Raw genomic sequence first — 23,941 nt, 5'->3', positions numbered from 1 at the left:
AATTTGTGTTAATACTAAACTTACAAATTTACGAAATTTTTACCTGATAACCACTTCGGAAACGACAATTCCTTTGCCTATTTTCGCATTTATCAAATCTTTTATTTCGTTTTTACGAATTTCTAATTCCATTCTGTGAGAAGCTGATTGGGTGGTGAGATAGAGCTTCTTATCTTTAAGTCTGACGGCATGAACTTGCTTTGCGAACGCTTTGCCGAGCAAATCTTCCCAATAATATTGAATTTCGCCCAAAATATATAACTCGGTCAATCCTCTGCTTGCTGCAAATTGTTCGACCAATTTATTGAGTGGGTTTATGTTCTTATCGCTGCTCATGTCACTATTCGACCTTCCGATAATGAAATAATCTTGAAATTTGATTTATCCTTTTGCCAATTTAAGAATTTATCAGGTTCTGTAACTGTTATCAATGTTTGAGCATTTTTCGTGAGCAAAAGCTCCAACACTTTTTGAGACCTGGCTGCATCGAGCTCGCTGAAAATATCATCGAGCAAAATAATTGGGGTCTCCCTCACCACGGTCTTGAGAAATTCAAATTCCGCAAATTTGAGCGAAATCAACAAACTCTTATGTTGCCCTTGCGATGCGGCATCTTTCGCCAATCCTTGATTGATGAATATGTCTATATCATCTTTCTGAGGTCCGAACAACGTTGTACCACGTCGGAGTTCATTTTGATATAAATTTTTTGATGCTTTGACGAGTTGTTCCGTAATCTCAGATTTTTCAATTTTTGCCGATGGGCTGAATTCGATATTATCAGGCTTGTATCGCAATTCTACAAGTTCGGCTGAATCGGTAATTTCGGCATAAGATTGCTTAAAGAACGGAATAAATTCGTTGATGAATTGGAATCGTTTATAAATTACGTCGCTGCTATAACTGATGAAAAAATCTGTGGCAGTAGCTAATAATTTTTCATCAATCCTGTGTTCCCTTGCAAATTGTCCTAAGATTGCGTTGCGGTGCTTCAAGTATTTTTTTTGCTTCAAAATAGCATCAACATAATATTTAGAAGCTTGGGAAAGCACTGTATCAATGAATTGGCGGCGGTCTTGCGGGCTGCCGAAAGTAATCGCTTTATAATCGGGAGTCAAAATCACAATCGGCATTTCGCCAATAATGTCTTTGGGGTATAAATTTTCACCTTTCGATGAATTGATTTGCTTACGGCTGCCACGATTATAATTGATGCTGATTTCGTAAGCTATATCCATATCGTAATCAGCAAAGACATTCACAAAATATCGATTCTCTGCCCAACGAATCAAATTTTTATCATCAGTGGGTTGAAAACTTTTCGAGTGCGATGCCAAAGCAACCGACTCGAGAATCGTAGTCTTACCGGAACCGTTTAAGCCATGAATAATATTGGTCGATGGTGATAATTCTATCAAATTATCAGCATGATTTCTCAAATTTACAATATGGATTTTATGGATTTTCATTCAAAATAAAAAAATGCCCCGAGATAATTTGAAAATGAACCTCGGGGCAAATCATATATTACAAATTATGATATTCTGACAGGCATTACAAGCATGAGCAATTCTTCTTTTTCGGATTTTGGTCTGATAAGAGCGGGCTTATTTGGCTCAGAAAATGACATAATGACCAAATTATCTTCAGTTTCGCTTTCCTCAACGTTATTGAATGCTTCTTCGAGATATTTGAAATTGAAACCAATTTCGAATGATTCGTGATTCAAATCGCATGGCAATTCGCGTTTGCCGCTCTTGCCTGTTTCTTCGTCTTCGGCATGTAGAGTCAATGTGTTATTAACTGCATGAAGTTTGATTTGCTTTGTGATATTATTCGCAAATAACGACACACTCTTGATTGCCAAAAGGACTTGCTTTCTGTCAACAGTGAGCAATATTGCATTATTCTGAGGAATAACCGACTCGTATGGCGGGAATTTTTCGTTGATTACACGAGTAATGAAAATCGTGTTTCCGGCATCAAAACGAGCATGAGTGACTTTGCCGAATGATTCTATGAATGACATAATCAAATCGCTATCAGTTTTGACCAAAAGTTCCATTGATTTTGAAGGCAAAATAACATCGAAATTCTGTGGGAATGATACTTTGTCTGCATGAACAGTAGCTTTTACCAATCTGTAACTGTCAGTCGAAACTGCATTGACGTAGTTTTCTCTGAATTGGAGCAATATACCCGTCATTGCCGGACGATACTCATCGTCTGAAACTGCAATGAGCGTTTTTTCAGCCAATCGCACAATGTCCTCTTTGATAAAAAATGCAGTCGAGATACCGCTTTCGATGGTTCCTTCTTGTTTAGCTGCTTCGAAGTCAGGTTTTTTAGATTCAAATAATTCCGGCAAATCAAGGTACTCAATTGGATTGAGCCCTTTCATGTTATATTTGCCGCGTTCGACTAATAATTTGATTTCGTAGTTGTTAGTATCGGTTATAAATTCGAGGTCACCGGAATGCCCTAAAGTTTTTACCAAATCGTCTAACATTTTAGCCGGAACAAGAACTTTTCCTTCGTCTTCAGCATCAACTTTGATTGAAGTCATGATGGTAATATTCTGGTCTGTACCTATTATACTTAAAGTATTATCCTCTATTGAAAAATATAGATGTTCCAATATCGGAATTGTAGCTTTACGCGGAATCGCAGGCAAAGTTTTTGATAAAGCCTGCTGAAATTCAATCAATGATGCACGAAATTTCATGATTTTTCCCCAAATTTATGATATGACTTAACATTTTATTATTTTGCATAATTATTTTGTCAAAATACAAAATTAGTATAGATTAAAAAAATATAAGAAAAAAGTTTTCAACATTTTCAGGAATACAGATGCTCACTAAATACGGAACTGATAACATAGTAATCATGCTTATTGCCGGAGTGCTAATTTTGGCAATCGGCTATTATGTTGATAAATTATTTCTAAGCATTCCACTTTATATCATTGGAGCCGCCATAATTGTATTGGTGTTCATTTTCTTCAGAGACCCTGATAGAACATTGCCAATGGTAGCAATCAATGATGATACTTACATTATAGCTCCTGCGGATGGCGAAGTGGTAGAAATAATCGAAGTGGATGAAAATGATTATTTGAAGCAACGAGCAAAACGATTGAGCATTTTCCTCTCGCCGATTGATGTGCATGTAAACCGCAATCCCGTAACCGGAATTGTAGAATACTATCAATACGTTCCCGGAGAGTATTTAGTAGCATATCATCCGAAATCATCAGAACTGAACGAGCACTCCAAAATCGGGGTTTTGACTCGTCATGGCAAAGTGATGTATAAGCAAATTGTGGGCATTTTGGCACGACGAATTGTATGCGATGTCAAAGTCAAAGATAGCGTTGTGGTAGGAGATAGATTCGGAATGATGAAATTTGGCTCGAGAATGGATATATTTGTGCCATTGGATTGTGAATTTTTCGTAAAAGTTAACGACAAAGTCATAGCCGGTGAAACAATTTTAGGTAGAATGAAACAAATTAATGAATAACAAGCTGAAATGGCAAAACTAAGAATCACTAAATCTTTAGTCCCAAATTTATTGACTTTAGTCAATTTATATGCAGGCTTTTCCGCTATCGTTTACATATCAAAAGGCGATATCGAAAAGGGTGCATTATTTATATTAATTGCTGCAATTTTTGATATGCTTGACGGTGTGATGGCAAGGCTCATCAATGCTACAAGCGAATTTGGAGCTGAACTTGACTCGCTATGTGACGTAGTTTCATTTGGTGTAGCACCTTCGTTTATGCTTTACCAAGTATTCTTCGTCAATTACAACGAAATTGGGATTTTATTCGCTGCTTTGCCTGCATTAGCGGGGGCATCTCGCTTAGCAAGGTTCAATATTCAATTGACTGACATGATTGAGGACAAACAATACTTCAAAGGTTTGCCTATACCATCAGCGGCTTTGACAATCGTTTCATACATAATTTTTATTCTCCCTAATAATTACATTTCCGAATCAATGACTGTAATAGCAACTTTTGCATTGGTGATTTTTGTTGCCTATGCAATGATTTCTGATATCAGATTCGACAATATTCCGCGACCAAATAAGAAGTCATTCCGCGAAAGACCTGTGGTATCAATTATTTTTGCTATTGGTATGATTGCATCTGTAATAAGTAAGGGGATTTTCGTATTCCCATTTATGGTATTCTACATTGTCGCAAGTGCTATCAGACATCTCATCAGATTTTTCCAAATGGACGTAGAACCGGAAGAGGAAATTGATGACGCAGAAGAGAATTAAGCAAATTAGTAAATTTAGTAAATACGGCTTTTTTTTCGTATTTTTGAAGATTAGTTATATTAAAATTTCAAGTAAATGAACAAGTATAAAGCAAACATCAAAATCACACTTCGCGAAGGCATTCTCGACGTTCAAGGCAAAACTGTCGAGCACGCATTACATTCAATCGGATTTGAAACTATGAGTGCGGTGCGAATCGGAAAATTCGTCACTCTGGAAATAAAAGCTGAAAGCGAAACTGCGGCACAAAATCAGATTGAAAACGCATGCAAACAAATTATCGCAAATCCGATAATTGAAGACTATTCCATCGAAATCACTAAGGCGGAATAGAAATGAAGTTTGGCATTGTAGTTTTCCCGGGTTCAAATTGTGACCATGATGCATATCATGCGGCTTCGGTGAATGCCGGATTTGGTGCACAATATCTATGGCACAAAGATACTTTGATTCCCGATGACATTGAATGCATAATTTTGCCGGGTGGATTTTCCTACGGCGATTATCTGAGATGTGGTGCTATTGCACAGTTTTCACCATTGATGAAAGAAGTCAAAAAATTCGGCGAAAGCGGCAAATACGTCGTTGGCATTTGTAACGGATTTCAAATCCTTACCGAAACCGGAATGTTGCCCGGTGCTTTACTAAAGAACGAAAATTTGAATTTCATTTGCAAAGATACAAATCTAAAAGTGATTTCAAATGATTCAGCCTTTACTTCTGCTTATCAAAAGGGTGATGTGATTAATATTCCAATCGCACATGGCGAAGGAAATTATTACGCAGATGCCGATACATTGAAAATGCTCGAAGATGAAAATTTGATTGTTTTCAAATACAGTTCACCTGACGGTATTATCGAAAAGCAATATAATCCAAACGGTTCAGTCAATAATATAGCCGGGATTATTAGCAAAAATGGAAATATTTTGGGTATGATGCCGCATCCCGAAAGATATAGTGACAAGCAACTCGGCTGTGATGACGGTATTAGTATTTTTAAATCAATTGCAAGGAGTCTATCATGAACCTAATAATGTTCGGTATGCCCGGTGGTATGGAATGGGTTCTCATTTTGTTGGCAATTTTGCTATTGTTCGGTGCAAAAAAAATTCCTGAGCTTATGAAAGGGCTTGGAAGTGGTATAAAAGAATTTAAAAAAGCATCTAACGATATTACGAATGACCCAACCGACAACAAGTTGGATAAATAAGTTTTATCAATTATTTATATCAATTAGCAGGTTAAATCTATGTTTGATGTTGGTGGGGGTGAATTATTACTAATCATTCTTGCGGTTCTGATTTTATTCGGACCCAAGAAATTACCCGAGTTTGCCCAAATGATAAAACGTGGTATAAACGAAATGAAGAATGCTCAACGGCAATTCTCCGAGCAAGTTACCGAAATCAGTCGAGAAGTTCAAAAACCTGTCAATAATATTAAAAATACTATCGAAAATGAAGTCAAAGAGCCACCCAAGCAAGTTATAAAAGAAGATTACATCAACAAAAATTGACTCGAAACTATCCCCTATTTGCTATTCCCAATCTAATGATTCAAGAAATTATCGGAAGTAAAACGATTCGGCAACAATTCGGATAGGCTTGTTTCGTAGATTTTTGAAATATTAGATTCTGAATCCAAATTGACCGAAATTATTTTCAAATCGTTATCTTCGGTAAATTCTGATGCTTTTTGCCTGCAAAGTCCACAGGGGAATGATGGCAAATGCAATGATTCCAACACAATTAGCAGTAATTTTATTTCATGACAGCCATGTTTGACCATAGAATCAATTGCAACGCATTCGGCATGGGAAGTCAGTGTAAAATCCGCACTTTCGACATTGCAACCGGTGTAAATCTCTCCATCAATACCTAATATAGCCGCACCGACTTTATAGTGCGAATACGGTGCATAAGCATTTTCACGAACTTTAGTAGCAAGATTGAGCATTTGCAGCTCAATATCAGTCAAATCATTCAATAATAGTGTTTTCATCGTTCAATTTCGCTATTTCTTCATCAGTTAAAGTATGCAAAGCTAACAAGTGCCACGACACAGCAATCCCAACGCAAGCCAAAAGTATTCGAACCCATAAAAGCTCGACGAAGAACGCTGAAATCGTCAATGTGACCCAAAGTATAATAATGGAATTACGGCGGCTTTCGCGGGTTATACCCTTGAATTCGCGATAATTTCTAATCATTTTCCCAAAAAGTTTGTTTTTGATGAGCCACTGATAATGCTTTTCGGACGAGCGAACGAAAAACCATGCAGCAAGTATCAGGAATATCGTAGTGGGCCACACCGGTACGAATATACCGATAAATCCCATGACAACATTTATTATACCTAAAACTAAATACAGGTATCTTTTAAATCTATTTTTTTCAATCTTAAATTCAGTCATTATTATAGTCGCTTTGTGTCATTGTCCGGGTGCAAGCCAATTGCCCGCCAGAAAAAGTACGAGAAAATGAAATCCGAGAAAAATCATAAATGCAATCAGCAAGTCAACAGACTTTCTTTTGTACAAATAAATTGTAGAAAACACGAGAAATGCAGCGTTCAAAATGCCATAAACCAAATTTGCAAATATGTACGTTCCGCGAGAATCGAAAAACCAAGGTTGCAGATGCTTTTCAGAGACTATTTTTAAAAACATCTCAGACGTCATGAAAATCTTGTCTATGGCTTCGTACAAAGGCAATATCGTGAATAGCAGTATGAAAATTACTGCCGGAACACCCAAAAGCCAATGCAGGAAATTCCCTTTCATCAATAGCCCAAATTAGCTGAGAGCCATTTTTCGGCAATTTCTACGCTTACGCCTTTGCGTTTTGCGTAGGATTCGATTTGGTCTTTGCCGATTTTTCCGACTGCAAAATATTTAGATTCGGGCGATGCAAAGTACAATCCACAAACCGATGCACCGGGATTCATCATGAAACTTTCGGTCAATTGAACTCCTGTGGACTCGCTCGCATCCAGTAAATCAAAAATCTTTTGCGTTTCGGTATGGTCAGGTAATGATGGGTATCCTGCCGCAGGTCTAATTCCCGAGTATCTTTCATTCAACATATCCTCGGCATTAAGTTGCTCTTCCGAAGCATAGCCCCAATATTCCTTGCGTACTTTTTCGTGGAGTAATTCCGCAAATGCTTCAGCAAGGCGGTCGGCTAATACTTTTACCATTATAGAATTATAGTCATCGTTGTCTTTTTCAAATTCATCAACAAGTTCATGGACTCCATGCCCTGCCGAACAAACAAACATACCAAGAAAATCATTTTTTCCGGAATCTTTATCCCAAATGAAATCCGAAAGTGAAAGATTTTCAGCACCTGATTTCTTTGCCTGTTGCTGTCTCAATAATCTAAAAGTATGAAGAGTGCTTTTTTTGTCAAGTGATTCATAGACTTCGATGTCTTCGTTTTCAATCGTATTTGCAGCAAATATCCCAAATACTGCGTTGGCTGTGATTCGTTTTTCTGCGATAATTTTATCGAGCAATTCGTTTGCATCATCGAATAATTTCTTTGCCTCTGCCCCTTTTTCAGGATTATCAAAAATCTGCGGATAGCGTCCCTTCAATTCCCAAGTGATGAAGAATTGCGTCCAATTAATGTATTGGCGAATCTCGGATAGTGAAAAATTCTGCAAATCGAAAACTCCAAGATTGTTTGGCAACATTGGGTTATAAGATTTGGATAAAATCGCTTTATTTTTCTTAGCTTCCGCAAATTTTATAATATTGCCGGACATCTGAGATTTTTGATGATTCAAACGAATCTCGTTGTACTCGGATTTGTAATTTTCGATAAATGTATCATAAATCTTCACATTAAGCAAAGCTGAAGCCACAGGAACGCTTTTCCCTGCATCAAGAACGTGAATTACAGGCTTTGAATAATTTGGGGCAATTTTGACGGCAGTATGCACTCGCGAAGTTGTTGCACCGCCAATCATCAATGGAATATCGAATTTCAATCGTTCGAGTTCCTTCGCTACGTGAACCATTTCATCTAATGAAGGGGTAATCAAGCCGCTCAAGCCGATTATATCAACCTTTTGTTTGCGAGCTTCATCAATGATTTTGTCGCTGGAAGTCATAATTCCAAGGTCAATAACTTCAAAATTATTACATGCCAAAACCACAGAAACAATGTTTTTCCCAATATCGTGAACGTCGCCCTTTACAGTAGCCAACAGAATTTTACCTGCAGTCTGTCTCTCAGATTTTTTCAGTGTTTGCTCAATATATGGAATCAAGTGAGCGACCGACTTTTTCATTACTCTCGCACTTTTCACAACTTGCGGTAAAAACATTTTACCTTCACCGAAAAGCTCACCAACGACGTTCATGCCGTCCATCAGTGGTCCTTCGATTACTTCTAAGGGATTTTCGAATTTCAGACGTGCTTCTTCGGTATCATCAATAATAAAATCAACTATACCCTTGATGAGAGAGTGTTTGAGCCGCTCTTCAACGGAATTCGCTCTCCAAAGTTCAATTTTTTCTTTCTTTTCCGATTCGCCTTTGTTACTTTCAGCATAAGCGAGCAAACTATCAGTCGAATCCTGGCGCCTGTTTAAAATCACGTCTTCGACTAACTCAAGCAATTGGGGTTCGATACTGTCATAAACTTCAATTTGCCCTGCATTGACAATTCCCATATCCATACCCGCTTTGATAGCATGATACAAAAATGCCGAGTGCATCGCCTCGCGGACTTTGTTGTTGCCGCGGAATGAAAATGACAAATTACTCACACCACCGCTAACTTTTGCATAAGGAAGATTTTGCTTTATCCAACGAACAGCATTGATGTAATCAACAGCGTAATTGTTGTGTTCATCCATTCCTGTAGCCAAAGTCAAAATGTTCGGGTCGAAAATTATATCATGAGGCGGAAAACCGACTTCTTCGGTCAAAATTTTATATGCACGGCTGCAAATGTCAATTTTCCTTTGCTCAGTATCCGCTTGACCATTTTCATCGAATGCCATGACGATGACAGCAGCGCCATAATCGAGCACTTTTCGTGCATGTTTGATGAACTCCTCTTCGCCCTCTTTCATGGAAATAGAGTTCACAATGCCCTTGCCTTGAATGCACTTCAAACCTGCTTCGATGACTGTCCATTTTGATGAATCAATCATTATCGGCACTTTGGCAATATCAGGCTCAGAAGCAATTAAGTTCAGGAAAGTAGTCATAGCTGATTCGGAATCAATCATCCCTTCGTCCATGTTGATGTCAATAATTTGAGCACCATTTTCCACTTGTTGCTTTGCAATTGCGAGTGCGGATTCAAAATCATTTTTGACAATCAGGTCTTTGAATTTTGTCGAACCCGAAATGTTCGTTCTTTCCCCGACGTTGATGAAATTTGAATTCTCGTAAGCGATTAATTTCTCAAGTCCACTTAATTGCATAAATGTCTTTGGCGACGGCACAGTTCTAGGTTTTATACCTTTGACGCTCTCTGCAATTGCTTCGATATGGACAGGAGTAGTTCCACAACATCCACCGATAATATTGACAAAGCCCTCTTCGGCGTACTGCCGTGAAACTTCTGCCATGAATTTCGGTGATTCGTCATAACCGCCAAATTCATTCGGCAGCCCGGCATTTGGGTATAAACTTGTGAAACAATCTGCTTCTGAGGATAGCTCTTCGATGTAAGGACGCATTTGCTCGGAACCAAGAGCACAATTAAATCCAACGCTAAGCAAATTGATTGTATGCGATATTGAGACCCAAAAAGCTCCGTTCGTCTGACCGGATAAGGTTCTTCCGCTTTGGTCAACTATAGTACCCGAAATCATTACAGGCAGGTAATTTCCCGATTCGCGGAAATATTGTGCAGTTCCGAAAATAGCTGCTTTTGAATTCAGAGTATCGAAAATGGTTTCAATCAAAATTATATCGCTGCCGCCTTCTACAAGCGATTTTACTTGTTCGTAATAGGCATTGCTCATCGTATCAAAATCGGTTGCTCTATATCCCGGATTGTTCACATCCGGCGATAATGATAAAGCTTGATTAGTTGGTCCTACCGCTCCGGCTACAAATCTGGGTTTCGATGGGTCACGTTTGAGCATTTCGTCAACTGCTGCACGTGCAATTTTTGCCGCATTGAAATTAATTTCATTGACATAATCGCCCATATCATAATCAGATTGGGAAATTGATGTACCATTGAATGTATTGGTTTCGATTATATCGCTGCCCGCTTCGAGATATTTAAGGTGAATTTCCTTAATGATATCGGGCTGAGTCAGAACGAGCAAATCATTATTGCCTTTGAGGTCTTTGTGCCAATCGGCAAATCTTTTGCCTCTGTAATCGGCTTCGGTCAATTTATAACGCTGAACCATTGTACCCATAGCACCATCCAAAACAAGGATGCGGTTTTTGAGTAATTCAGCAATTTCTACTATTTTATTTCCGTAATACTTTCGCATGTCGCTTTTTAGTGTTTATTATCGAAATAATGAAGTTAGTGAAGCAAAAGTATTTTAATTGCCTTTCCGAGAAACGAATGGATTATGAATTGTGATTTTATGTCGTTGAAGCCATTCCATGCCATCTGCAATTGCGCGAGCAGCGGAAATATTTGTGATGCAGAGCACTTTATTTTGCAATGCTGCGGAGCGAATCAACAAGTCATCTTGATATGCTTTCCTACCCAAAGGAGTATTGATAATCATCTGTATGTTGCCACTATGAATCATTTCGACTACATTGGGATGTCCTGCACCAATTTTATGGATAAGATTGACATGGACGCCTTCTACATGCAAAGTGCTGAATGTGCCGAGAGTGGCGTAAATTTCAAATCCGAGTAAGCGAAGCTTTTGAGCAATCGGCACAACTGACCTCTTGTCGTGGTCATTTACTGAAATAAAAACATTGCCACCGAGAGGCAGATTATTTCCAGCACCAATTTGAGATTTGACATATGCTTCGCCAAAAAATTCACTGATGCCCATTACTTCGCCCGTACTTCTCATTTCAGGACCTAAGACGGTATCAACTCCGGGAAATTTACTGAATGAGAACACCGGAGTTTTGACCGCAAAGTGACCATAGAAGCCACTTTTCGGTACGTCCATATCTGCAATTTTTTCTCCGGTCATTACTCTGACTGCGATTTCATTCATCGGAATGCCCGATGATTTGGAAACGAAAGGCACAGTTCGTGAGGCGCGTGGATTGACTTCGATTAGATAAATTTTTTCGTCGGCAATTGCGAATTGAATATTGATGAAACCTTTGATTTGGAGCTTTCGTGCAATTTGATAAGTGATTTCGCGTATGCGGTCTTTAACGTATGGCGAGAAGCTATAGCTTGGCAATACTGAGCAGCTGTCACCGGAGTGAATTCCGGCTTCTTCGATATGCTCCATAATTCCGGCAATGATAATATCCTGACCGTCAGAAACGGCATCAACATCGGCTTCGAGTGCGTTTTCAAGGAATTTGTCAATCAAAACGGGATTATTTTCGCTGACTCTGGTAGCTTCATCAATGAAAAGGGATAGATCATGCTCGTCATAAACAATAGCCATTCCGCGTCCGCCAAGCACGTAAGAAGGTCGGACGATTACCGGATAGCCAATTTTTGATGCGAAAATAAATGCTTCGTCACGATTTTTCGCCATTGCTCCGGGAGGAAATTCAATATGGAGATTATCCAATATTTCCATCAGTTTGCCTCTGTCCTCAGCTAAATCAATATTTTGTTGTTCAGTGCCGAGAATACGAACTCCATTTTCCATGAGTTCTTTTGATAATTTCAGAGGAGTTTGCCCACCCAATTGCAAAACCACACCATAAGGTTTTTCGAGTTCGATAATGTTCATTACATCTTCGATATGAACAGGCTCGAAATACAGTTTGTTGGAAGTGTCGTAATCCGTACTGACAGTTTCGGGATTGCAATTTATAAGTATTACTTCGTAATCTAATTCCTTCAGCTTCATGGCTGCTTGTGAGGCACAATAATCAAATTCGAGCCCCTGCCCTATTCTAAATGGTCCGCCGCCAAGGACTATAATCTTAGTTTTGTCCGATGGTTCAGACTCATTTTCAGTCAGATATGTAGAATAATAATATGGTGTCACGGCTTCGAATTCGGCTGCACAAGTATCAACTTTTTTGTAAGTTGGCAATACGCCGAGTTCGATTCGCTTTTGTCTGATAATTTCAGTAGTCGTGCCGGTTAGTTTCGCAATTTGAATATCCGAGAATCCGTTTAATTTTGCTTCACGTAGTATATCCTCATCCAATCCTTCGAAGTCCAAATTTTGGAGTTGCTTTTCAAAATCGCAAATCATTTTAATATTTTCCACAAACCAAATATCAACTCTGGAAAGTTGAGAAATTTCAGCGATATTCAAACCATTTATGATTGCCGATTTGATGAAAAAAGGCAAATCCGGAGTGAATTTTCCAAGTCCGGTTCTGATTTCATCAATTGATAATTTGTTGAATTTTTCAGATTCCAATCCCGATAGACCGATTTCGAGCGAACGATAAGCCTTTTGGAGTGCCTCGCGGAAATTTGAGCCTATTGCCATCACCTCGCCGACAGACTTCATCTGAGTTGTGAGTGAATTTTCAGATTTGAATTTCTCGAAATCCCATCTGGGAATTTTTACGACAATATAGTCAAGCACCGGCTCGAAAGATGCGGGAGTAGATTTTGTTATGTCGTTGGTGATTTCGTCAAGATTTAGCCCTACAGCAAGCATTGCAGCGATTTTGGCAATCGGAAATCCTGTTGCTTTCGACACAAGTGCCGAGCTACGCGAAACTCTCGGATTCATTTCAATTACACGAATATCGCCATTTTTGGGATTCAGCGCAAACTGTATATTTGAACCACCAGTAGCAACCCCAATTTCGCGAATAACTGCAATTGAATAATCACGAAGTTTCTGATATTCATCATCACTTAAAGTTTGGGCTGGAGCAACGGTAATGCTGTCTCCGGTATGCACGCCCATCGGGTCGAAATTTTCGATAGAAGCTATAATTATAGCATTATCATTATTATCGCGAATGACCTCAAATTCGTACTCCTTCCACCCTATCAGCGATTCTTCGACCAAGACTTCAGTAATTGGCGACAATGATAATCCGTTAATCACGATGGATTTGAATTCATCTAAAGTGTTTGCGACTCCGCCACCCGAGCCACCAAGCGTGAGCGATGGTCGGATAATAAGCGGTAATCCGACTTCATCGTAAAATTCAATCGCATCTTTCAGAGTTTTGACAGTTTTGCCTTTGGGAGATTCTAAGCCGATGTTTTCAATTGATTGGCGGAATAATTCGCGGTGTTCAGCTTTGGCAATGCTTTCGGCGCTTACACCTAAAAGCTCGATGCCGTATTTTTCAATCAAGCCCTTGTCATGAAGTTCCAAACTCACATTGAGAGCCGTTTGTCCGCCAACAGTCGGCAAAATGGCATCAATTTTTTCCTTCTGGATAATTTGCTCAATTATGTCCGTATTAATCGGCTCGATGTAAACACGGTCTGAAAGCTCCGGGTCGGTCATGATAGTAGCCGGATTGCTGTTTAGAACGACGACATAATAACCGAGATTTTTAAGAGCTTTGACAGCTTGACTGCCGGAATAGTCAAATTCGCCGGCTTGACCGATTACAATTGGTCCGGCGCCGATTACAAGAATTCTCTGAATATCGTTTCTTTTAGGCATTTGAATCTTTTACAATTTTGAAAAAGTCGTCGAAAACTACTAAAGCCGCATCGTTAGGTCCGGGCGATGCTTCCGGATGGAATTGCACTGAGCTGATTGGCAGAGTTTTATGTTTAATGCCGCTCACCGTATTATCATACAAATGTAGCCAATTCATATTCCAATCAAGCGATTCGATTATGCTTTGGTGCGAAATTGCATAATTATGATTTTGCGAAGTAATGAACACTTTCCCCGTTTCAATATTTTTCACAGGATGATTGCCACCGTGATGCCCGAAAATCAGCTTATCAATTTTCAGTCCGAATGTTTTCCCGATTAGCTGATGTCCGAAGCAAATTCCAATTATTGGGAAATTATTATAAGCGAATTCGTGTAAATATTTATCAAAGCTATGCACTATTCTTGGGTCACCTGGACCATTGGACAAGAAAACGGCATCGAAATCCAAGTTTGCGATGTTTACATCGAAATTAATATCGAATGGAACTAAGTAAATATGATTATAATATTTACGGAGATTTTCCAAAATACTGCGTTTGATACCGAAATCAACTACAAGCAAATTAAGTGCACTTGCAGTGTTTCCTTCAAAAGTCAAAACCTCGTTACCGATTACTTCCTCATAAAGATTGGAGTCCGAAATGTCCGGCGCTTCGGTAATTTTTTGGAGAAATTTTTCGGGGTCTAATTCATCAGTGCTGATGCCGCCTTTGATAGCTCCAAATTTCCGGAGCCTTGTCGTCAATGCGCGAGTATCGAGTTTGTGTATTCCCATTTTGCCATGCGAACTGAGAAAATCAGCAAATGACATTTTTGCAGCGTGATTGGAGGTAATCGCAGAATTCTCGCGAATAATCACAGCTTCACTATGGATACTGTTGGATTGCAAATTATTGAAAGTAACACCATAATTGCCAATTAGCGGATATGTAAACGTCACAATTTGCCCACGATAGGACGGGTCGGTGACTATTTCTTCATATCCTGTCATGGCAGTATTAAAAACAAATTCGCCAAAACATTCGCCTGAACCGCAAAATGTTTCACCGTAAAGATAGAAACCACTCTCGAGCATTACTAATGCTTTTTTACTCATTCTTATTTTTTCCGGAAAATTTAAAAAACAACAGTGGAATTGCTATGATTAAAGCAATTAGCGTAATCCATTGCCCAATAGCAAATGACGGCGAGGCAAATCTGAATTCGATTTTAGAAGCTCCTTTGGGGATTTCTACCGCGCGCAGACTATAATTTGCTCTGTGCAATTTTGCGGGCATTCCGTCAACAAAAACTTTCCACGCAGGATACCAAATTTCGCTCAATACCAAGATAAAATCTGCTTCGGGATTCATAACCTCGTAGCGTTGATAATTGCCCGAATATTCCATACATTTTATATTAATTAATAACGAATCATTTGATGCTAAATTTCGTGCTATTTTTGGTTGCTCTTCGAGAATTACTTTTTTCCTGTAATCAATTTGATTTGATTTCATAAATGATTCGACTTCATTTTCGCCAATGACATCCCAATCGAATACATACCAAAATCTCGGGAACATAGTCGGATTTTCAACAAAAACAGGACCGCGAGTTTGCTGGTCGAGTGTGATTTTATATTTCACATTGAGCAAATCATAAATCAAATTGACATCATTCACAGCCGGGTTCACTCTTCTTAAAACTAATGGGTTATATCCTTCAGTTGTCATGATATTATCCATATAGCCTTGATTTCGTTTGAAAGCCATAACCGGTGGATTGTAAGAGCGCGTATTTACTCGGAAAAGATTGTCAGGTGATTGAAATTTGAATAAATTTAAGGTCGCATTTTCCAATTCATAGGCTTGGGCAGGACTTTGAGGTGAATCATTGAATTTGCTACCGACTGCGTATAAATCGAGAAAAACAAGTAAAACCAACAAGCCACCGCTGAAATGCAGCGCCCCATTGTTTTTGATTGTCACATACGATAATCCCAGCAAAACGACAATGATAAACAGCCCGATGAGCGAATTAGATGCTGCGAGCGGCATATAAGAAGCCGGAACATCAACCATTGATGTCAAAATGCCTGTCAATCCTAAAAGCAGCACAAATATTGGCACAGCTGAAACTATGAGCAATTTTTTGAATTTATTTGGAAGATTTGAAAAGAACAATTTATCGAATCCGATTGCGGAAAGGATTGAAAATGCAAAGACTACAAAAAACATCATACGTGCCGGAACTCGGAATTGACCGAAAAATGGTAGATTGTAAAAAATTCCATGTATGATACCCGAAGAACCAAGTGCGAACAATACACCAAATATTATGATGAATAAATAAAATGCGATGTCGCGTTCCTTGAGGAAATACACTAAGGTCAATAAACCGAGAATTAATGCCAATAAGCCGAAATAATACGCTGTTTCCCAATACGCATAATAGGGAGCATCTTCAGTTGGAGAAATTTTCATATAAAAGGGAAATTCGTTTTGCCCCATTCCATCGACTTTGCCGAATAAGTCAGGTACGACCGCTTGGAACAGTTGAGACATTGCCAATGAGCCTTCAGTTGAATCTTCATAAGTCATTTCAGCACGATTAGACAATTCAGCTAATTCGCCGGACATCAAAAATTGTACTTGAAAAATTGCAGCCGCGAACACGAAAGTCAAAATCGGTGCAACCAAAATTGGCAATTTGAATTGTACTTTAGATTTGAAATTGATGATTAGTCGGTAAATCAAATAGAATCCCAATAGCAATCCTAAATAAAGCGATGATTGCGGATGCCCCGAAAGCATTGAAAAACCGAAAATCAGCCCACCACCTACTCCGGTTTTGATATTGCCGGTATCAATTGCTTTCTTGAAAAGCATAAAAACTAAGGGGAACCATGCGATGTGATATACAATCATCGGGTGAATCACATGACACACAATCATCATCGAAAAACTATAAGTGATTGCACCAATCATAGCCCCATAGATACTAACTTTAATATGCCTCAACAGCAGAAACATTGCCATCTGGGCTATGAAAAAGTGGAAAATCACCAGAAACTGCAATGCTCCGACGGATAAATGACCATCATCGGCGATGAAAAAGTTCATAAGCCTGTTGAGCGGGTAGAAAAATCCTACCTGCAAGTCTGCAACAAATGGCATTCCGTTAAAAATATAAGGATTCCAAAAAGGAATCTTACCTTGAGATGATTCGACAGCTGCAAAATTTTGAGTCGGGTAAACATATTCTAAGAAGTCTTCCCAAAAGTACTTATCCCCAAAAAGTTGGTCTCCGAAAAATATCGAAGTTGTAAGAATAAAAATGACAGTTGCGATGATAATTGAAGTCTTTTGGTCGAAGTCAACTTTTGATTTTTCTCCGACAAACTCAGGTCTTTTTGTTGTTTTAGTCATGATTTTGTGTCCGTTTTTTCAGCAATTATAACAATTGATAGTCCAAAAGGAAATTTGATTTTTGGTAAAAATTTGCTCTCCCAACCAAAAATATATTTAAACCATTTATTTAGTAAATCGGGAACAGGTTCGATAGGATTAGTATTATTTTTGTCGGCGCCGGTCAATTTATCTAGAAATCGTTTCATAATTGCAGGCAAGAAAAGGAAAGTGTTAAAGTACGAAGCGTAACGAATTTTGAAACCCGCACTTTCGATTACTTTGCTTATGGAGTCCATGTTATAGCGGCGATAGTGCATGTGAATTTCATCATGTTTGCACCATAGCCATTGATACGCAGGAACTGTTGCAATGAGGTAGCCGCCATTATCTACGAGTTCGAAAGCATCGCGAACAACGCCGTAATCATCTTCGATATGTTCGATTACATCAAGCATCGTAATGCCGTCAATACGTCGGTTAGATTTATCAAATTCAGATAAGATACATTGGTGAGTGTCTTTCAATCCGCGTTTATGGCAATATTCGAGTGCAATTGCGGAGGTATCTAAGCAAATCACATTTGCATGAGCTGACATTTTCTCAGCAAAACCACCCGTACCGCAACCTGCGTCAAGAATATTTGCATCCTTGTCGAACTTGCATACTTTGTTGATTATTTTGAGTAAAATGGCGCTCCGAGCTATAAACCACCAATAGCTTTCTTCAAGCCTATAATTTTCGTGATATACGATTTCCTGCATATTTAACTTAAGCTAACTTTTATATTCTTTACAATTTACAGACTTGCAATTTACCGCTTATTGCAGAATCTACAAAATCATTAAAGGAAATGTGTAAAAGTTATTATAATTTGGCTTAAAGTTTTTTGTATTCCATCTGCGGATAACCACGGTCGCCCATTTGGTTGTAATATTCGATGATATGGAATTTCCAATAGAACCCTTTGCTATCGCGTAATAAGAAGTTCTTTTCGGGTCGGGCTAAATATGTTTCGCTTTCTAAATCGAACCATTTCCAATCGTGTCCGATAATATCTGGTTGGTTTGAAAATTGGTAATCATCAATCATTTCGAAACTTATATCTTTAAAAACATTGCCGGAATCTCGTGCTGCTACAACGTGAGTATGATTAATCAAAATACCTGTCACCGAATAAGGCAATAATCCACCTTCAAAAGGCAAAAATGCAATATATTTCGTATAAACGATGTCCCAATCATCTTTAGCGGGTTCAAGCTCTAATACTTCCCCTTCACCGGAAAGCGAAAGCATTACGAAATTGAAATTATCGTTGCGAGGAACTTTTATTTCATTGTAAGTTGTAGATTGGAGCTCGGCAAAACGAACATTATAGTGACCATCCTCGAATCCGAGGAACTGTACTTTGTAAGTGCCTTGTCTGCGATTGTCAGTATCTCGACCGCGATTGACAATATAAACATGATTTTTCGATATTGCCATGCCTTCCGATGATTCAGACCACCACTTGCCGATTGCAAAATCCTCAAACACGAGATTAGTCGAATCATACCTGAAAGTAGCATTTTCTTGGCTTGTGAGAGACGCAAAATCAACGGGACCCATATCTGCGGCTTCCATGAACTTTGCTCCGTTCAATAATACAAAAAAGTCCTCTCCATAGCATTGGAAAGCCAAATCCCAGACATCATATTTATTGGATTTCATTGATTGACCTTTTTCAAAATTGAAATACACTTGGTAAATGTATTTACTTGTCAACTCAACAGTAGCTATTTGCTCATCCCCACGCGGATATGGTGCGACCGGGATTTCATCTTCGAAACAAGATGTCAAGCCAAATGCCAAGAACGATATATATATTATAATTTTTTTCATAATTCAGTCAAATTATTGTTAAAAGTTAAAACGAATTGAAGTGAAAAAAGTTCTACCCCACGCTACAGGCGATGAAGTTTCGGAACCACTATGCACTCCACCGCTACCGGCTCTTGAGCGCTTAATGTCCTTAACATCGAACAAATTCTTTGCTCCAACAGTCAGATTTACAGATTTATCAAAAATGTCTTTCGAAAATGTCAAATCGAGAGTGTGGTAGTCTTCAATCTCATAAGATGAATATTCTGTTCCCGACTCATCAACATTGAAACCGGATTGTCCACCTGTATATTTGTAAAATACTGATGCTGTAATGCCGAAAAACTGTGAATTATATATTACATTTGCCATAACTTCGGGTGAAAATACTAAAGGTGAAGCGGCAATAGTCTCGCTAAATTGATGGGAGCGACCAATATATGAAACTCCGATTTTAGAGTTCAAATCAGTACGAATATAACTAAGTGTCATATTTGCCCCAATAGTTTGGAATTTGCCAATATTAACATATGACCACAAATCGTTTTCAATGTTGCCGAGAGTTATCAGGTCTTTAATATCATTGTAATAGATTCCGGGTTCAAACTTGAAAGCGTAATTGTTAGTTTGAGTATGGAAATTCAATAAAAAGTTATAACTATGAGATGTTTCAGCTTTCAACCCTTCATTGCCTCTGATATTGTGATTGATGTCCACAAACATGAAGTGCAATTCTTGGATAGAGGGCGCCCTGAATCCTCTTGCGTAAGATGCCCTGATAGTCATAAAACCAGTAACATCGGTCTTTAGATTTATTGATGGCACGAGCGGAGCATCGTAATTTGAATTATGAATGACCCTCATCGCAGGTTGAATTGTAATTTCGTCAATTGGGCGGAATTGAATACTTACAAAAGCGGCGTAATCTTCCAAAGTCTTTTCATTTTCGTTTATTCTCCTACCTGATGCCGTACTCATATTCAAGTCAAAGCCTGTTTGGTAGCTGACCCAACTGATTACATTGTCATGGCTATATGTACTGCGTAATACCCACGAATCGAATGAATTCGTGTCTTGGTCTGCGGGGTCGGAAGTGAAAATTTCTTCGAGTGTAACTAAATCTTTGAAATAAGTGTTTTTCTTCCTCTCGTAATATGAATAACTTCCGGTGATGTCAATAAAGCGATTTTTGGCAACTTCACCTCTGAAAAATAGGCTATTAGTCAGTCGTAAAGTTTTGAAATGGTCATCGAAAGCGGTTTCGCGATACGGCAAACGCGGTGCACCACGATTAAGAATGTGGTCTTGGTAAAAATTTCCGGAATAACGAAAAGTATGCTTATCAAAAAAGTGATTAAACTGCCAATCGGTGAAGTACTGCTCTTTTGGCTTCCATTGCTTATTTCGAGCTGTGTCCACTTCGGAATAACCTGCAAAGAAATTTCTACCGCCTGAAATCATAACATTGCTTTTGCCAAATTTGTATCCAAGCGAGCCATCAATATTATAGACCCCGACTGATTCGTACAATGTATTGCCGGTGATTTTGATATCGTCTTCGATATGGTCTTCGGTGATAATATTAATCACACCACCCAAGGCATCAGTACCGTAGATTGCTGACATCGGTCCTTCGATGATTTCTACACGTCGTGCATTATTGAGATTGATTTGGCTTAAGTCAATATTGCCCCCAAGTCTGCCAACGACGGGAACGCCATCAATCATGATTTTGACATTTTGACCTGAAACGCCGTTAATACTCATGCTTGAGCCCAGAATATTGTCTTGGCTCAATCGAACATTCATTTCATTCGTCATCAAATCGCGAAGATTAACCGCACCTTGGGCTACAATTCGCTCAGCAGTTACAGTTTTGACTTGATAGACTGATGATTGAGCGCTTCGAGGAGTGTATTGACCTGTTGTCACTATTTCGTCAAGAACAAATTCTTTACGACGCAAAATAATTTGCAAATCAGCTTTGGAATTAATTCGAGCTACATAAGTTTGGAAGCCTATGTGATTGACTTCGATGTCGAAGGGGAAATCGAATTTGGTCTTTACTTGACCGTTTTTACTCGTGAGTTGGATGTTTACAGTATCAGTACAATTGGCACCGATACACTTTGTTGTAACTTTCACGTATGGAACAGGGGCTTTCGTATCCTCGTCCACGACCTCAATGATTGATTCGGCAAATAAATTTAATGAAATTCCGAACCAAATTATCATTACTAAGTATATATATTTCATAAGATTTTAAAACAAGTTTGCTATTTTGTTTGATTTCATTATTCTAATATACTATGTGTGCGTTACATGAGCAAAAAGTTTATTTGTGGTGTAACCAAAATGTTGCAGATAATCAAAACTAAAAAGGCTGACATTGTGAGGAGTTCCCATGTCTTAAATTCCCCTTTTGAGGGGTGTCTGAGCAGCAGACGGGGTGGTTGTCTTGTCCTAAAATTCTTCACCCACGAATAAATTCATGGGCTATGTTTGTCAATTATTTCAGGACAAGACATGTTCCGTCAGTTGTAACAATTGACGGGACGTCAAGCAAAAAAAAAGGACTGCCCTTGTGAGGCAGTCCCTACGAATCGAAATCATATATTATTCAATTATCAACTTATGAATAACGGATGCATTGCCAAGTCGGATATTAAGCAAATAGACGCCCTTTGCTAATTTATTGTTTTGGGAATCCACTGCTTTGAAATCGAGCAAATATCTGCCTTCCGATTTCCATCCCGAATAGACTTTTGAAACGTGTGCTCCGGAAACTGTGAATAGCTCAATATTTATTTCACCTGCTTGATTGAGTTCAAACTCAATGTTCGAGCTGAAAATGACCGGATTGGGCACAATACTCAGATTGGAGATAACTTGATTTTCTCTGTTGAATACATTGTCATGTACACTTGAAGGTGTGCTACTTGAAGAACCCGGATTGCCGACATCTGCGGGATTTCCCGGATTTGGGTCGCCAATTTTCCATTCGGCATTTGGGTCGAGTAATTCTTGCCCGTTAGTAAAACCGTCATTATCCGAATCAAGCGAGGCTAATTCTGAAACCCAATCTACATTTCCATTAGTCAGAAAAGCATTGAAAACATCAATTCCAAATGGATTCAGTGAACTTCCACCGCCCATTGTATGGCATGTATTGCAATCAAATTTATTGCCGTTGGGAATTTGCGAAACGCGAAATTGACGAGCATTCAAATTTGAATTCGATAACGCGAATGATAAAATGAAAATTAGAACCAAGTACTTCATAATACACCTATAAAATTTGTTATTGAAAATATATAGATGTTATGACATTGATTAAGTTTTTTTATTGGAATCAGGCTCGGATAATTGTATCTTTTCTATCGGGACTAGTGGAAATGTATTCGACTTTTGCCTCGGTATATTTTTCGATGAAGGATAAATATTCTTTTGCTTGTTTTGGCAAATTGTCATATTTAGTGATACCGCTTAGGCTTTGCTTCCATCCGGCAAATTCGATGTATTCGAGTTCGATAGCTTCGAGCGTGGGAATATCTACAGGGAAACTGCGTAATGATTTGCCTTTGACATTGTAGCCGGTGCAAACTTTAATTGTCTCGAAACCGTTCAGCACGTCTAATTTTGTCATTGCAATGGAGGATATACCATTGATTTGAACAGAATAACGCAATGCAAATAAGTCAAGCCAACCGCATCGTCTTGGGCGTCCGGTTGTAGCACCAAATTCGGCGCCAACGGCACGCAACTGTTCTCCTGTTTCATCATTCAGCTCAGTTGGGAATGGACCGTTTCCAACGCGTGTGCAATATGCTTTTGTAATGCCGATAATTTTGCCAATTGATGTCGGTGGTATCCCCAATCCGGTGCAAGCGCCCCCGGAAGTAGGATTGGAACTTGTCACGAATGGATAAGTCCCGTGGTCAACGTCAAGCAAAGCACCTTGGGCACCTTCGACGATGATATTTTTATCAGCTTTGATTGCAGTATTCAAATAATATGAAGTATCGGTGATATATTCATCAATCAAATTATCAAACTTAATATAAGTTTCGACAATTTCCTCTTCATTCAACTCGGTAAATCCATAAATTTTATTCAAAATATCATTTTGTTCGATGATATTTTTCCTAAGTTTCTCTTCAAAAGATTTGCGGTCTAATAGGTCAACGATTCTAATTCCGGCTCGACGTGCCTTGTCAATATAAGCCGGACCGATTCCACGTCCTGTAGTGCCGATTGTGGTAGATGAAGTCAGAGATTCGCGGGCTTGGTCGAGCATTTTGTGATAAGGCATTATAAGATGAGCTTTATGCGAAATCAACAAACGGTCTTTTACATCAATTCCATGTTGCTTGAGCATTTCAATTTCACTCATCAGAGCAACCGGGTCGATTACTACGCCGTTACCGATAACACAGATTACACCATCATTCAAGATACCTGAAGGAATCAGATGCAAAATATATTTTTTATCTTCAATAACAATAGTATGTCCGGCATTTGCACCACCTTGGTAACGAGCAACAATATCGGCTGACTGACTCAAAAGGTCAACAATCTTGCCTTTACCTTCGTCACCCCATTGAGAACCTACAACGACACTAACACTCATAATTTTCGTTTAAATTTTGATTGGA

General features: G+C 38.8%; 21 protein-coding genes. 6 read left to right on the top strand and 15 right to left on the bottom strand.

Annotated elements, in window-relative coordinates; translation table 11 throughout:
- Positions 1-39 precede the first annotated feature (39 nt).
- The 3 genes from M9949_13275 to dnaN form a co-directional block, all read right to left on the bottom strand.
- Positions 40-336, bottom strand: coding sequence for a DUF721 domain-containing protein (locus M9949_13275; GenBank protein ID MCO5252372.1), 297 nt, complete (start codon positions 334-336; stop codon positions 40-42).
- Positions 333-1,469: a DNA replication and repair protein RecF gene (gene recF, locus M9949_13270; GenBank protein ID MCO5252371.1), complete on the bottom strand. Its 1,137-nt coding sequence runs from the start codon at positions 1,467-1,469 to the stop codon at positions 333-335. Before recF ends, M9949_13275 begins: the two co-directional genes overlap by 4 nt.
- A gap of 65 nt (positions 1,470-1,534) precedes the next feature.
- A complete protein-coding gene (gene dnaN / locus M9949_13265; protein ID MCO5252370.1) occupies positions 1,535-2,725 on the bottom strand; it encodes a DNA polymerase III subunit beta in 1,191 nt (396 codons plus the stop codon).
- 128 nt (positions 2,726-2,853) lie between these two features.
- Here dnaN and M9949_13260 point away from each other — a divergent pair, with 128 nt between their 5' ends.
- The 6 genes from M9949_13260 to M9949_13235 all read left to right on the top strand — a co-directional run bounded on the left by M9949_13260 (position 2,854) and on the right by M9949_13235 (position 5,815).
- Positions 2,854-3,525 carry a phosphatidylserine decarboxylase family protein gene (locus M9949_13260; protein ID MCO5252369.1) on the top strand — a complete coding sequence of 224 codons (672 nt, stop codon included), beginning with the start codon at positions 2,854-2,856 and terminating at the stop codon, positions 3,523-3,525.
- 9 nt (positions 3,526-3,534) lie between these two features.
- On the top strand, positions 3,535-4,296 hold the full coding sequence (gene pssA / locus M9949_13255; protein ID MCO5252368.1) for a CDP-diacylglycerol--serine O-phosphatidyltransferase: 762 nt from the start codon (positions 3,535-3,537) through the stop codon (positions 4,294-4,296).
- Between the two features lie 75 nt (positions 4,297-4,371).
- Positions 4,372-4,629, top strand: a complete 258-nt coding sequence (gene purS / locus M9949_13250; protein ID MCO5252367.1) for a phosphoribosylformylglycinamidine synthase subunit PurS — start codon at positions 4,372-4,374, stop codon at positions 4,627-4,629.
- Positions 4,630-4,631: 2 nt separating this feature from the next.
- Positions 4,632-5,324 carry a phosphoribosylformylglycinamidine synthase subunit PurQ gene (gene purQ / locus M9949_13245; GenBank protein MCO5252366.1) on the top strand — a complete coding sequence of 231 codons (693 nt, stop codon included), beginning with the start codon at positions 4,632-4,634 and terminating at the stop codon, positions 5,322-5,324.
- The gene (locus M9949_13240) at positions 5,321-5,509 is read left to right on the top strand and encodes a twin-arginine translocase TatA/TatE family subunit (protein ID MCO5252365.1); all 189 of its coding nucleotides are present in this window, start codon (positions 5,321-5,323) and stop codon (positions 5,507-5,509) included. The genes purQ and M9949_13240 overlap by 4 nt, the downstream gene beginning before the upstream one ends.
- Positions 5,510-5,548: 39 nt before the next feature.
- A complete protein-coding gene (locus M9949_13235) occupies positions 5,549-5,815 on the top strand; it encodes a twin-arginine translocase TatA/TatE family subunit (protein ID MCO5252364.1) in 267 nt (88 codons plus the stop codon).
- A 32-nt stretch (positions 5,816-5,847) separates the two neighbouring features.
- On the opposite strand, the gene M9949_13230 is transcribed toward M9949_13235, so the two are convergent.
- The 12 genes from M9949_13230 to M9949_13175 all read right to left on the bottom strand — a co-directional run bounded on the left by M9949_13230 (position 5,848) and on the right by M9949_13175 (position 23,916).
- Positions 5,848-6,300 (bottom strand): cytidine deaminase, encoded by a 453-nt coding sequence (locus M9949_13230; GenBank protein ID MCO5252363.1) that lies wholly within the window; start codon positions 6,298-6,300, stop codon positions 5,848-5,850.
- Complete coding sequence (locus M9949_13225; protein ID MCO5252362.1) at positions 6,278-6,712, bottom strand: YbaN family protein; 435 nt, start codon at positions 6,710-6,712, stop codon at positions 6,278-6,280. Before M9949_13225 ends, M9949_13230 begins: the two co-directional genes overlap by 23 nt.
- A gap of 18 nt (positions 6,713-6,730) precedes the next feature.
- Complete coding sequence (locus M9949_13220) at positions 6,731-7,081, bottom strand: hypothetical protein (GenBank protein MCO5252361.1); 351 nt, start codon at positions 7,079-7,081, stop codon at positions 6,731-6,733.
- Positions 7,081-10,773: a methionine synthase gene (metH, locus tag M9949_13215; GenBank protein ID MCO5252360.1), complete on the bottom strand. Its 3,693-nt coding sequence runs from the start codon at positions 10,771-10,773 to the stop codon at positions 7,081-7,083. Before metH ends, M9949_13220 begins: the two co-directional genes overlap by 1 nt.
- A 54-nt stretch (positions 10,774-10,827) precedes the next feature.
- Positions 10,828-14,037 (bottom strand): carbamoyl-phosphate synthase large subunit, encoded by a 3,210-nt coding sequence (carB, locus tag M9949_13210; GenBank protein MCO5252359.1) that lies wholly within the window; start codon positions 14,035-14,037, stop codon positions 10,828-10,830.
- A complete protein-coding gene (carA, locus tag M9949_13205; protein MCO5252358.1) occupies positions 14,030-15,136 on the bottom strand; it encodes a glutamine-hydrolyzing carbamoyl-phosphate synthase small subunit in 1,107 nt (368 codons plus the stop codon). Before carA ends, carB begins: the two co-directional genes overlap by 8 nt.
- A complete protein-coding gene (locus M9949_13200; GenBank protein ID MCO5252357.1) occupies positions 15,129-17,447 on the bottom strand; it encodes a YfhO family protein in 2,319 nt (772 codons plus the stop codon). The genes carA and M9949_13200 overlap by 8 nt, the downstream gene beginning before the upstream one ends.
- A complete protein-coding gene (locus M9949_13195; protein MCO5252356.1) occupies positions 17,444-18,190 on the bottom strand; it encodes a class I SAM-dependent methyltransferase in 747 nt (248 codons plus the stop codon). The genes M9949_13200 and M9949_13195 overlap by 4 nt, the downstream gene beginning before the upstream one ends.
- A gap of 115 nt (positions 18,191-18,305) precedes the next feature.
- Entirely contained in the window at positions 18,306-19,307 is a 1,002-nt protein-coding gene (locus tag M9949_13190; GenBank protein MCO5252355.1) for a hypothetical protein, read from the bottom strand.
- 18 nt (positions 19,308-19,325) lie between these two features.
- The gene (locus tag M9949_13185; GenBank protein ID MCO5252354.1) at positions 19,326-21,521 is read right to left on the bottom strand and encodes a TonB-dependent receptor; all 2,196 of its coding nucleotides are present in this window, start codon (positions 21,519-21,521) and stop codon (positions 19,326-19,328) included.
- Positions 21,522-21,902: 381 nt separating this feature from the next.
- Positions 21,903-22,568, bottom strand: coding sequence for a T9SS type A sorting domain-containing protein (locus tag M9949_13180; GenBank protein ID MCO5252353.1), 666 nt, complete (start codon positions 22,566-22,568; stop codon positions 21,903-21,905).
- Positions 22,569-22,638: 70 nt separating this feature from the next.
- Positions 22,639-23,916, bottom strand: coding sequence for an adenylosuccinate synthase (locus M9949_13175; GenBank protein MCO5252352.1), 1,278 nt, complete (start codon positions 23,914-23,916; stop codon positions 22,639-22,641).
- Positions 23,917-23,941: the final 25 nt, after the last annotated feature.

Source organism: Candidatus Kapaibacterium sp. (assembly GCA_023957315.1).
Classification (GTDB): Bacteria; Bacteroidota; Ignavibacteria; order Kapaibacteriales; family UBA2268; genus PGYU01.
This window is presented reverse-complemented; position numbering and strand designations above follow the sequence as displayed.